The organism is Streptomyces sp. NPDC002690, from assembly GCF_053592415.1.
Genome location: NZ_JBSFVR010000224.1, coordinates 1 through 12226, shown reverse-complemented (window position 1 = coordinate 12226; position 12226 = coordinate 1). Strand labels below are relative to the sequence as shown.

Genomic DNA, 12226 nt, shown 5'->3' with positions numbered 1-12226 from the left:
CCGGGATGTTCAGCAGGATGAGCCTGCGGGTGCCCCGCCACATCGCCTGCTGCTGCTCGGCCTCGGTGTCGAAGAGCCGGACGGCCACCGTCTCGCCCTGGTCCACCAGTGCCGGGTACGCCTTGACCGGCTGCCCGGCCCGCCGGGTCTCGAAGACGCGCTCCAGGGTGCCGATGGTCCAGCCGGTGAGCCCCGAACGCTCGATGGAGACGCCCGAGGGTCCGGCGGTGGCCGCGGCGGCCTGGGAGAGCGCCTGGCGGGCCTTGGGGCGCAGCCTGAGCTTGAGCGCCTCCAGGTCCTTGTCCTCGGCGACCTTCCGCCGCCGCTCGTCGACGATCCGGAACGTGATCTTCAGGTGCTCCGGTACGCGCCCGAGGTCGAAGTCGTCCGCGGTGACCGGCACCCCGACCATCCGCTGGAGTTCGCGGGCGAGGGTCGTGGGCAGCGGCTCCTGGAGCGGGACGGCCCGGTCCAGGAACTTGCCGGCGTAGTTCGGGGCGGGGACGTAGTGGCGGCGGACCGGCTTGGGCAGCGACCGGATCAGCTCGGTGACGACCTCCTCGCGCAGGCCCGGGATCTGCCAGTCGAAGCCCTCGGAGGTGACCTGGTTGAGCACCTGGAGCGGGATGTGGACGGTCACGCCGTCCGCGTCCGCGCCGGGCTCGAACTGGTACGTCACCTTGAACTTGAGCTTTCCCTGCCGCCAGGAGTCCGGGTAGTCGTCCTTGGTGACGGCCCCGGCCTTCTCGTTGATGAGCATGGAGCGCTCGAAGTCCAGCGCGTCCGGCTCGTCGCGGCGCTTGTGCTTCCACCACGAGTCGAAGTGCGCGCCGGAGACGACGTGCTCGGGGATGCGCTGGTCGTAGAAGTCGAAGAGCGTCTCGTCGTCCACGAGGATGTCGCGGCGCCGGGCGCGGTGCTCCAACTCCTCGACCTCGCCGAGGAGTTTGCGGTTGTCGTGGAAGAACTGGTGGTGGGTGCGCCAGTCCCCCTCCACGAGCGCGTTCCGGATGAAGAGGTCCCGGGACGCCTCCTGGTCGATTCGGCCGAAATTGATCTTGCGCTGGGCGATGATCGGTACCCCGTAGAGGGTGACCCGCTCGTACGCCATCACCGCCGCCTGGTCCTTCTCCCAGTGCGGTTCGCTGTAGGTGTGTTTCAGCAGGTGCTGGGCGACCGGCTCGATCCACTCCGGCTCGATCCTCGCGTTCACGCGGGCCCAGAGCCGGGAGGTCTCCACCAGCTCGGCCGACATCACGAAGCGGGGCTGCTTCTTGAAGAGCGAGGAGCCCGGGAAGATCGCGAACTTGGCGCTGCGTGCGCCCAGATACTCGTTCTTCTCGGTGTCCTTGAGCCCGATGTGGGAGAGCAGGCCGGCCAGCAGCGAGGTGTGCACCGCCTGCTCGGGGATGCCCGCGCCGGGCGAGGGCTCCTCGACCTTGATGTCCATCTGCCGGGCGACCGTGCGCAGTTGGGAGTAGATGTCCTGCCACTCGCGGATGCGCAGGAAGTTCAGGTACTCCTGCTTGCACATCCGCCGGAAGCTGGAGGAACCGCGCTCCTTCTGCTGCTCGCGGACGTACTCCCAGAGCTTCAGGTACGCCAGGAAGTCGGAGGTCTCCTCCTTGAACCGGGCGTGCTGCTGGTCGGCCTGCGTCTGCTTGTCCGAGGGCCGCTCGCGAGGGTCCTGGATGGAGAGCGCGGCGGCGATGACCATGACCTCGCGGGCACAGCCGTTGCGGTCGGCCTCGATGACCATACGGGCGAGCCGCGGGTCCACCGGGAGCTGCGAGAGCTTGCGGCCGAGCGGCGTCAGCCGCTTGCGCGCGTCCTTCTCCCCGGGGTCCAGCGCGCCCAGCTCCTGGAGCAGTTGCACACCGTCGCGGATGTTGCGGTGGTCCGGCGGGTCGATGAAGGGAAACTTCTCGATGTCGCCGAGCCCGGCCGCGGTCATCTGGAGGATGACGGAGGCGAGGTTGGTCCGCAGGATCTCGGCATCGGTGAATTCCGGCCGCGTGAGGAAGTCGTCCTCGGAGTACAGCCGGATGCAGATGCCGTCCGAGGTACGGCCGCAGCGGCCCTTGCGCTGGTTGGCGCTGGCCTGCGAGATCGCCTCGATCGGCAGCCGCTGCACCTTGGTGCGGTGGCTGTAGCGGGAGATGCGGGCGTTGCCCGGGTCGATCACGTACTTGATGCCGGGGACGGTCAGCGAGGTCTCGGCGACGTTCGTCGCCAGCACGATGCGCCGACCCGTATGGCGCTGGAACACCCGGTGCTGCTCGGCGTGCGAGAGGCGCGCGTACAGGGGGAGCACCTCGGTGTGGCGCAGGTTGCGTTTGCCGAGCGCGTCGGCGGTGTCGCGGATCTCCCGCTCACCGGAGAGGAAGACCAGCACGTCACCGGGGCCGGCGGCCTGGAGCTCGTCCACCGCCTCACAGATCGCGGTGATCTGGTCGCGGTCCGCGTCCTCGCCGCCCTCTTCGAGGAGCGGGCGGTAGCGGACCTCGACGGGGTAGGTGCGTCCGCTGACCTCGACGATCGGGGCGTCCCCGAAATGCCGGGCGAACCGCTCCGGGTCGATGGTCGCCGAGGTGATGACGACCTTCAGGTCCGGGCGCTTCGGCAGCAGCCGGGCCAGATAGCCGAGCAGGAAGTCGATGTTGAGCGACCGCTCGTGCGCCTCGTCGATGATGATCGTGTCGTACGCGAGCAGCTCGCGGTCCGTCTGGATCTCGGCCAGCAGGATGCCGTCCGTCATCAGCTTCACGAAGGTCGACTCGGGGTTCACCTGGTCGGTGAAGCGGACCTTCCAGCCCACGGTCTCGCCGAGCGGGGTGTCCAGCTCCTCCGCGACGCGCTCCGCGACCGTGCGGGCCGCGATCCTGCGGGGCTGGGTGTGCCCGATCATGCCGCGTACCCCGCGCCCCAGCTCCATGCAGATCTTCGGGATCTGGGTTGTCTTGCCCGAGCCGGTCTCGCCCGCGACGATCACGACCTGGTGATCGCGTATCGCCTCCAGGATCACGTCCTTCTTCTGGCTGACCGGAAGCTGTTCCGGATACGACACGGTGGGCAGCCGGGAGGCGCGCGTGGCGAGCCGTTCGGCGGCCTTGCCCGCTTCGGCCGCGATCTCGTCCACGACGGACTGACGGGCCTCGGGCTTGCGGATGCGACGCGCCCCTTCGAGACGCCGGCCGAGCCGGTGCGCGTCACGGAGCGAGAGCTGTCCGAGCTGGGACTGGAGATCAGCGAAGGAAGTAGACATACGGACCCCAGGATCTCACCCGCGCCCGAGGAGTGGCGAACCGATTTCGCACGGGCCGTCGACGGGCGGACCGGGCTCCGTGCCGGTCGGGCCGCGCGGGCGGGACGCGGGGTGTGTCCTCCGTGCCGGGTGCGCCCGTCCGAGCGGCCTTGAACACGTAACATTTCCGGCAAGTCGCCCGATTCGAGGCCATCCGGGAAGGGGCCCGCGCCTTGTCCCGTACGACGTGCCCGGTGACAAGCCCGAGGGCCCGTACCGCCGGTGCGCCGCGCGCCGCCGCCCGGATACCCGGGGGTGGCTGAGCCTCGTCGCTCCGTCGCTCCGGCCCGGCCGCCCCTCGCCTCCGCCGCCCCTCCGCTCTGCCGCCCCGCATCCGTACGACGCTCCCGGAGTGCCGCATGCCCCTGCCCCAGAAGAGCCGGTCGAAGAAGCCCCTGCTGTACGGCTCCGTGGTCGCCCTCGCCGCCGCCCTGCTCGGTTACGCCTCCTACCGGGCCACCGCCCCCGGTCCGCCCCCGGCCGCCGTCGGCGCGTCGGCCCGGCCCGACACGGGGGAGTACTCCGAGGCCGCGAAGCTCGCCCGTCGCGAGCCCGGCGACCCGCTGGCCCTCGGCCGTACGGACGCGCTCGTCGTCCTCGTCGAGTACGGCGACTTCCGGTGCGCCTCCTGCGGCGAGTTCGCCCGGGACACCGAACCGGACCTGATCGACGCCTACGTGGCCGACGGCACCCTGCGCATCGAATGGCGCAACTTCCCGGTCTCCGGCGCGGACTCCGAGGCCGCCGCCCGCGCCTCCTGGGCGGCGGGCCGGCAGAAGCGCTTCTGGGAGTTCCACCGGGCCGCCTACGCCTCGGGGGCCCAGGAGAAGGGCTTCGGCCCCGACCGGCTCACCGCCCTCGCGAAGGAGGCGGGTGTGAAGGACCTCGACAAGTTCCGCGCCGACCTGGACAGCGTGGCCGCGTCCGAGTCGGTCAGCAGGGACCAGGCGGAGGCGTACGGGCTCGGCGCCACCGCCACCCCGTCCTTCCTGGTCAACGGCCGCCCGCTCGCGGGAGCCCAGCCCGACGCGACCTTCACCTCGGCCATCGAGGAGGCCGCCGAAGCGGCCCGTACCGGCAGTGCCGTTCCGACCGAGAGTGTCACCCCGGTGGGGAACCCGGCCGGGTGACGCCGGACGTCGGCTGAAACGCCGGAAGCCCCATCCGCGTGGATGGGGCTTCCGAAAGGTGGCTGGGGCCGGGATCGAACCGGCGACCTATCGCTTTTCAGGCGATCGCTCGTACCAACTGAGCTACCCAGCCACGCAGCTCCTGAGAACTGCAGCGGTCCTGACGGGATTTGAACCCGCGGCCTCCACCTTGACAGGGTGGCGAGCACTCCAAACTGCTCCACAGGACCAAGCAATGTGCGAGACAAGTCTCGCACACGTTAAAGCGTGCCCCCAACGGGATTCGAACCCGTGCTACCGCCTTGAAAGGGCGGCGTCCTGGGCCACTAGACGATGAGGGCTAAAGGCCCACCGGCTTGCTTTCCAGCGCGTCGGGGACGTCAGAAGCATATGGGATCTCGGGGCTAACGCCAAAACGGTTTCCCGGTGGGGTCGCGGCGGGGTCACGGGGACGGGCTGGGAACGCCGGGCGAAGGGGGCGCGGCGGGGACGGGAGGGCTGGGCGAGGGGGATGCCGCGGGGCTGTTCTCCTCCGGCAGATGGCGGCTCACCTCGGCAGTCGTCAGGCCGAGTCCGCCCAGCGTGATCTCGTCCCAGGCCTGGAGCCGCCGGGTCGCACGGTCCAGGTAGAGGACCGAGGCGCGTACCTTCTCCGGCTTCTCGTTCTGTACGGCGCGCAGCCCGCCGCCACCGGTGGAGCCCTCCACCTTCAGCCGGGTGCCGAGCGGGAGGAGCTCGTTGACCCGGTGGTGGACATGGCCGGCGAGCACGAGCGGAACAGTGCCGTCGGTCTCCCGGGCGAGCTGCGGATCGTGTGCCACCGCGATGTCCACCGGAGTGCCGGCCCGGGTCTGGTCGCGCAGGGCGGAGGCCAGCCGGAGGCCGGCCATCCGCTCCGACGCCGCGCCGCCGAGTGCCAGCGTCCGGTCGGGGGTGAACTGGGGGTCGCCGGCGCCCGCGATGCGCAGCCCGGCGACGGTCACGGCGCTGCCCTCGTCCAGCACCCGCACGTTCTTGAAGCCCCGGAGGTACTTCTGCGTCTCCCGGGAGTCGTGGTTGCCGCGCACCCAGACGTACGGGGCGCCGAGGTCCCGGATCGGGTCGAGGAAGCCGTTCTCGGTGGTGGTGCCGTGGTCCATGGTGTCGCCGGAGTCGATGATCACGTCGATGTCGTACTGCTTCACCAGCGAGGCGACGATGTGCCAGGACGCCGGGTTGAGGTGGATGTCCGAGACGTGCAGGACCCGCAGGGTGCCCGGGTCCGGCTGGTAGACGGGGAGCGTGGAGGTGGCGTCGTACAGCCGGGAGACGTTGGTGACCAGGCGGGCCAGCTCCTGCTGGTAGACGTCGAACTCGGTGACGATCGAACGGGCGTCGCCGACCACCGAGGGGGCGCTGGAGAGCAGCCCCGAGAACTTCGGCTCCAGCACCGACTTCGGGTTCCAGGTGGCGTACGCGCTGACGCCCGATCCCGCCAGCAGCACCAGCGCGAGGCCGCCGGCGGCCAGGGCCGGGCGGGGGCGCCGGTAGACGACGAGGCCGAGCACGGTCGCCCCGGTCAGCACGGCCACCACCGACCGCAGCGCCAGCTCCCGGGCGCCGTCCGTGACGTCCCGGGCCACCTCGTCCTGGAGCCCGGAGAACCGTTCGGGCTTCTCCACCAGCCGCTGGGAGCGCTCGGGATCGAGCCGGTCCACGTCCACGTCCAGCCGCAGGGGCGCGACGTGCGAGTCCAGCTCCAGCGCGCCGAGCGGCGACACGTCCACCCGGGTGCCCCCGGTGAGCGAGGGCCGCAGCGCCATCGTGGTGTCCATCGGGCCGACGGGCGTCTTCACGTCCCCCACCACCAGCAGCCCGAGCCAGCCGCCCAGCACCACCACCGCGGCCATCGCGAGCACCCGCACGACCGGGCCGGGCCCGGGCCCGGTGGGCCCGGGGAGGAGCACGGGCGCCGGCATCCGGGCGGTACGAGGACCTCGGCTCCGGCCGACACGGGCGGCGGTGCGGTGCGGACGGAACGGGACGCGAACCATTGGACCCGTATGCCCGGTCCGCGCTCCGGACATGCGGCGGGTGCGGCACCTGCCCGCGTACGGGGTGCGGCCGGCGGGACGCGGGCCGCGCGCGGGGCAGGTACCCGGGCGTACGGGGCGTACGGGACGGACGCCCGGCCGGACGGGTGCGCCGGGGCGGCGGTGCGTGACAATGGCGGGGTGCTGGAGATGACGCGCGAGCAGTTCGAAGAGCTGGTGAGCGAGGCGCTCGACCGGATTCCGCCGGAACTGACGCGGCTGATGGACAACGTCGCCGTGTTCGTCGAGGACGAACCGGACCCCGGCGAACCCGAGTTGCTCGGCCTCTACGAGGGAACACCGCTCACCGACCGGGGCGAGTGGTACGCGGGCGTCCTGCCGGACCGGATCACCGTCTACCGGGGGCCGACGCTGCGGATGTGCGAGACCCGCGAGGACGTCGTCGCGGAGACCGAGATCACCGTGGTCCACGAGATCGCCCACCACTTCGGCATCGACGACGCGCGGCTGCACGCGCTCGGCTACGCGTGAAGAGGGCAGGCGCTCCCCCGGGGGACGAGCCCGTGCTGCCCGCGCCGCCCGCCCTGCCGGGGCCGCGCGAGGCGTCGGTGCTCGGTGTCGTGGCGGTCGGCGGCGCGCTCGGCGCCACCGCGCGCTACGCCGCCACCCTGGCCTGGCCCACCGACGCGGGCGCCTTCCCGTGGACGGTCTTCGTCGTCAACGTCGCCGGCTGCGCCCTGATCGGTGTGCTGATGGTGCTGACCGCCGAACTCTCCGTGGTCACCCGCCCGCTGGTGCGCCCGTTCCTCGGCGTCGGCGTGCTCGGCGGTTTCACCACCTTCTCCACGTACGCGGCCGACGTCTCCAAGCTGCTCCAGCGGCAGGAGGCGCTGACCGCGATGGCGTACACCTTCCTCACGCTGGTGGCGGCGCTCGGCTCGGTGTGGGCGTCAGCGGTGGTGACCCGCAAGGCGGTGGCCCGGGCACGCGGGACCCGGATGCGGGGCACGGAAGGCGGTGTCCGGTGAACTGGCTGCTGGTCGTCGTCGGCGGCGCGGTGGGCGCGCCACTGCGCTATCTGACGGACCGTCTCGTGCGCCGGCACCACGGCGCCGGACTTCCGTACGTCTTCCCCTGGGGCACCTTCGCGGCCAACGCGGCGGGCAGCCTGCTGCTCGGGGTGCTGACCGGCGCGGCCGTCTCCGCGCCCGTCTACGCCTTGCTGGGCACCGGGCTCTGCGGGGCACTGACGACGTACTCGACGTTCTCGTACGAGACGCTGCGGATGGCCGAGTCCGGGCGGACCTTCCTCGCGGGCGCCAACGTGGTGGCCTCCCTGCTGATGGGGCTGGGCGCGGTGTTCCTCGGCGCGGAGGTGGCGGGCGGAGCCGGATTCGGCGGCTGACGCCTACAGGTCGGCCGGTGGGCGTGTCCCCGGCGGGGTCCGGGGAGTTGGGTACCACGCACCCGTTCCCGCGTTCCCGTCCCGGAGGTGCCCCGTGCGCCCGTTTCCCCCTACCGCCCGCTGGGCGGTCCTCACCGCGCTGATGCTGAGCGCCTCCCTCGGGTGCGTGAGCGTGGACGCCGAGGAGTCCGGTCCCCGCCCCTCCCGGTCCGCCGGGGCGGCCGGGGCGACGGAGGAGCAGGACAGCGGGGTGTCCGGCGGCTCCGGCCGCTCCGGCTCCGGCGGGTCGGGCCGCGACCACACGGACCGGGCCAAGGGCGGGAAGGCCGACCCGAAGCGGTCCGGTGATCCCGCCTCGCCCAGCCCCTCGGCGGCGGACCGGGGGACCGGGCTGCCGACACCCAGCGGGAGCGGGGCCCCCGCGGTGGTGGTGCCGGGCGTGTCGGCGGGACCCGGGGACCCCGTCGTCACGTTCGTCCCCGTCCCGCCCGACCCCACGCCCCCGGCGGTCACCGACCCGGCCCCGGGCGGCGACACGGGCGGCGGGGGACAGCCCGCGGAATCGCCGGCCGCGCCGGACGAACCGACACCGCCCGCGGCCTCGCCGGCGGAGTGACCGCCGCGCCCTCGGCGACCGGGGCGCCGTCGGCCGACCTTGGGCATCACCGCAGGTCAAGGGTGGTTTGTTCGGGTGCCGAAGAAGGGCGGTTTGCGCAATGTGGGGGAGGGTGCGTATGGTAGTAGATCGTTTGATCCCATTGCCCGGCGCCGACACAGAAGAGCGCCGTGTGGCGCGTACTCTCCCTTGCCGTGGCTGGACCGCATTGAGGCGGTCGAAATTGCGAAAACACGGAGTTACGGGCGCGTGCCGAGACTCCGGAAGGTTTCGCATTTCGCATGTCAATTTCCAGTTCTGACCACACCGTCATGTCCGAAGACATCGACACCGAGCTCGCGCAGACCGCCGAGCTCGTCGCCGAGGCCGTCGTGGCCGAGGCAGCTCCCGTCGCCGCCGAGGTGACGGCCGAGCAGGCCGAGCAGGAGGCCCCCGAGGCCGCCGCTCCCGTCGAGGCCGCGTTCGACGCGTCCGACGAGGACGCCGCGTCCGACGAGGACGCCGAGCCGACCCTCACCTTCGCCTCGCTGGGCCTGCCCGAGGGCATCGTCCGCAAGCTGGCGCAGAACGGCGTGACCAGCCCCTTCCCGATCCAGGCCGCGACCATCCCGGACGCCCTGGCCGGCAAGGACATCCTGGGCCGAGGCCGTACCGGCTCCGGCAAGACCCTCTCCTTCGGTCTGCCGACCCTGGCCGCGCTGGCCGGCGGTCACACCGAGAAGAAGAAGCCCCGCGCGATCATCCTCACGCCGACCCGTGAGCTCGCGATGCAGGTCGCGGACGCGCTGCAGCCGTACGGCGACGTGCTCGGCCTCAAGATGAAGGTCGTCTGCGGCGGCACCTCCATGGGCAACCAGATCTACGCCCTGGAGCGCGGTGTCGACGTCCTCGTCGCCACCCCGGGCCGTCTGCGCGACATCATCAACCGCGGCGCCTGCTCGCTCGCGGAGGTCCAGGTCGCCGTTCTCGACGAGGCCGACCAGATGTCCGACCTGGGCTTCCTGCCCGAGGTCACCGAGCTGCTCGACCAGATCCCCGGTGGCGGTCAGCGCATGCTCTTCTCCGCCACCATGGAGAACGAGATCGGCACGCTGGTCAAGCGCTACCTGACCAACCCGGTCACGCACGAGGTCGACAGCGCCCAGGGCAACGTCTCGACCATGTCGCACCACGTCCTCGTCGTGAAGCCGAAGGACAAGGCGCCGGTCACGGCCGCCATCGCCGCCCGCAAGGGCCGCACGATCATCTTCGTCCGCACCCAGCTGGGCGCCGACCGCATCGCCGAGCAGCTCATCGAGTCCGGTGTGAAGGCCGACGCGCTGCACGGCGGCATGACGCAGGGCGCCCGTACCCGCGTCCTCGAAGACTTCAAGAAGGGCTACGTCAACGCCCTGGTCGCCACCGACGTCGCCGCCCGCGGCATCCACGTCGACGGCATCGACCTGGTGCTGAACGTCGACCCGGCCGGCGACCACAAGGACTACCTGCACCGCTCGGGCCGTACCGCCCGTGCCGGCAAGTCCGGTGTCGTCGTCTCGCTGGCGCTCCCGCACCAGCGTCGTCAGATCTTCCGCCTGATGGAGGACGCGGGCGTCGACGCCTCGCGTCACATCGTCCAGGGCGCGGGCGTCTTCGAGCCCGAGGTCGCCGAGATCACCGGTGCGCGTTCGCTCACCGAGGTCCAGGCCGACTCCGCGAACAACGCCGCCAAGCAGGCCGAGCGCGAGGTCGCCGAGCTGACCAAGCAGCTGGAGCACGTGCAGCGCCGCGCCGGTGAGCTCCGCGAGGAGGCCGACCGCCTGGTGGCCCGTGCCGCGCGCGAGCGGGGCGACGACCCCGAGCAGGCGGTGGCCGAGGCCGTCGCCGAGGCGGAGGCCGCCGTCGAGGCCGCCGTCGCCGTGCCGGAGCAGCCGGTCCGCGAGGAGCAGCGCCGCGACGAGCGGGGCAACTACGAGCGTCGCGACAACCGCGGTGGCGACCGCGGTGGTTACCGCGGCGGCAACGACCGTCGTGACGACCGTCCGTCCGGTGGCTTCCGTTCCGGTGGCGACCGCCGCGACGACCGTGGTGGCGACCGTGGTGGCCGTCCGTTCGAGCGTCGTGACGACCGTCCGTCGTTCAACCGCGACCGTCGTGACGACCGTCCGTCCGGTGGCTTCCGTTCCGGTGGCGACCGCCGCGACGACCGTGGTGGCGACCGTGGTGGCCGTCCGTTCGAGCGTCGTGACGACCGTCCGTCGTTCAACCGCGACCGTCGTGACGACCGTCCGTCCGGTGGCTTCCGTTCCGGTGGCGACCGCCGCGACGACCGTGGCGGCGACCGTGGTGGCCGTCCGTTCGAGCGTCGTGACGACCGTCCGTCCGGTGGCTTCCGCTCCGGCGGCGACCGTCGTGACGAGCGCCCCTCCGGCGGCTTCCGCTCCGGTGGCGGCGACCGTCCGTTCAACCGCGACCGTCGTGACGACCGTCCGTCCGGTGGCTTCCGCTCCGGCGGCGCCGGCGACCGCCCGCAGGGCCGTCGTGACGACCACCGCGGTGGCAACACCGGCACGAACACCGGCAGCTTCGGCCGCCGCGACGACAAGCCCCGCTGGAAGCGCAACGGCTGATCGGCCGTCCGGACCGCCGACCGGCGGTCCCGCGACCTGACGGCTCCCCGCTGAGCCGCTGATCGTCCGCCAGGGCCCGTACGACACCGCGAGAGGTGTTGTACGGGCCCTGGCGCTTGTCCGGGCCCGGTGTGTGTCCGGGGAGCAATACAGGGGCGGGGTCCGTACCGCCGTGTCTCCCCCGCGGTACGTCGCACCCGCCCGTAGCCGCAGGTTCACAAGGGCACGAGCTCGCCCCTCGGCGGCCTCCGGAGATCCGCGCTCCCGGCGCGGTGGCCCATCACGGGATACCGGATCGGCCGCCGGGTCCGGGCGGGCTATGCTCATGGGTGATCCGGTAGGGGCCGTTAGCTCAATTGGTCAGAGCAGCGGACTTTTAATCCGTTGGTTGTGGGTTCGAGTCCCACACGGCCTACCGCGAGCAGGACAGGGGAGACACCCTCTGACCTGGTACTGAGCGCCTCGACCGGCTTCGGCTGGTCGGGGCGCTCCGTCGTCGCGGGCCTCGTGCGTCCGTGATGCGTGAGTGGACGGTCCGATGACCGCCGGCTTCTGGACGGCTCGGTACCGCGTCCGAGGGCTGCCCCGCAATTTCTGGCGGGTGCGCGAAGACCGCCACGGCACCTCGCTGCGTTGTCGGAACGTCCGCGACATCCAGCGTGCGGATGTTCTTCCGCCTCGCGGTGCACCGCATCCGATGCCGCGCACTGATCCACCACGGGTTGCGGGGCAGTTCTAGAGTGCGGTCATGGCGGGGATCCCCTGGTTCGAGTACGACGAAGGCGACCTGGACATCGCGCAGCGCGCGTTCGTGGACGCTCTGGCCGAAAGAGCGGGCTCCTGGCAGGTGGACCCGCTCGACACCGTCGTGCTGCCGGCGGCGAGCACCTCCAGCGGGCGGCTGATCGTCCATCTGGACATCGATGACCCGCAACGCGGCCGGGGGATTCTGGTAGTGGGCGCCCACGTGGACGGCGCCGTCGTCCGTGGCGGCAGGCTCCACATCCAGGACTTGACCATCCTGCGGGCCGCGGACGAGTTCGCCTTCGAAGCCACGGGCGGACCAGCAGAGTTGGCGAGCAGGACGGCGGAGTGGTTCGAGGCGGTCCTCGCGCGCCCTCTGGTCCGC

General features: G+C 71.8%; 8 protein-coding genes, 4 tRNA genes and 1 pseudogene. 8 read left to right on the top strand and 5 right to left on the bottom strand.

The features are described 5' to 3' along the window. Positions 1-3265, bottom strand: a 3265-nt coding sequence (gene hrpA / locus ACWD3D_RS24550; protein WP_451462965.1) for an ATP-dependent RNA helicase HrpA, incomplete at its 3' end; no start/stop codon positions are given. A 398-nt stretch (positions 3266-3663) separates the two neighbouring features. Here hrpA and ACWD3D_RS24545 point away from each other — a divergent pair. Continuing rightward, positions 3664-4434, top strand: a complete 771-nt coding sequence (locus tag ACWD3D_RS24545) for a DsbA family protein (protein WP_451462964.1) — start codon at positions 3664-3666, stop codon at positions 4432-4434. 59 nt (positions 4435-4493) lie between these two features. On the opposite strand, the gene ACWD3D_RS24540 is transcribed toward ACWD3D_RS24545, so the two are convergent. From ACWD3D_RS24540 to ACWD3D_RS24525, 4 genes are all read right to left on the bottom strand, one after another. Further along, positions 4494-4567 (bottom strand) — tRNA-Phe (locus tag ACWD3D_RS24540). Positions 4568-4589: 22 nt separating this feature from the next. Then, a tRNA-Asp gene (locus ACWD3D_RS24535) sits at positions 4590-4664 on the bottom strand. Between the two features lie 38 nt (positions 4665-4702). Next, a tRNA-Glu gene (locus ACWD3D_RS24530) sits at positions 4703-4775 on the bottom strand. A 102-nt stretch (positions 4776-4877) separates the two neighbouring features. Then, positions 4878-6467 (bottom strand): metallophosphoesterase family protein, encoded by a 1590-nt coding sequence (locus ACWD3D_RS24525; protein ID WP_451462963.1) that lies wholly within the window; start codon positions 6465-6467, stop codon positions 4878-4880. 180 nt (positions 6468-6647) lie between these two features. Between ACWD3D_RS24525 and ACWD3D_RS24520 the strand changes: the two genes are divergently transcribed. The 7 genes and pseudogenes from ACWD3D_RS24520 to ACWD3D_RS24490 form a co-directional block, all read left to right on the top strand. After that, positions 6648-6998 carry a metallopeptidase family protein gene (locus tag ACWD3D_RS24520; protein ID WP_266706241.1) on the top strand — a complete coding sequence of 117 codons (351 nt, stop codon included), beginning with the start codon at positions 6648-6650 and terminating at the stop codon, positions 6996-6998. A 32-nt stretch (positions 6999-7030) separates the two neighbouring features. Further along, positions 7031-7495 (top strand): fluoride efflux transporter CrcB, encoded by a 465-nt coding sequence (crcB, locus tag ACWD3D_RS24515; RefSeq protein ID WP_451462962.1) that lies wholly within the window; start codon positions 7031-7033, stop codon positions 7493-7495. Then, entirely contained in the window at positions 7492-7872 is a 381-nt protein-coding gene (locus ACWD3D_RS24510) for a fluoride efflux transporter FluC (protein WP_451462961.1), read from the top strand. The genes crcB and ACWD3D_RS24510 overlap by 4 nt, the downstream gene beginning before the upstream one ends. A 94-nt stretch (positions 7873-7966) precedes the next feature. Next, positions 7967-8488, top strand: a complete 522-nt coding sequence (locus ACWD3D_RS24505; protein WP_451462960.1) for a hypothetical protein — start codon at positions 7967-7969, stop codon at positions 8486-8488. Between the two features lie 311 nt (positions 8489-8799). Further along, a complete protein-coding gene (locus tag ACWD3D_RS24500) occupies positions 8800-11097 on the top strand; it encodes a DEAD/DEAH box helicase (RefSeq protein ID WP_451462959.1) in 2298 nt (765 codons plus the stop codon). A gap of 341 nt (positions 11098-11438) precedes the next feature. Beyond that, a tRNA-Lys gene (locus ACWD3D_RS24495) sits at positions 11439-11512 on the top strand. A 333-nt stretch (positions 11513-11845) separates the two neighbouring features. Then, a pseudogene (locus ACWD3D_RS24490) lies at positions 11846-12226 on the top strand (hypothetical protein); the annotation flags it as partial.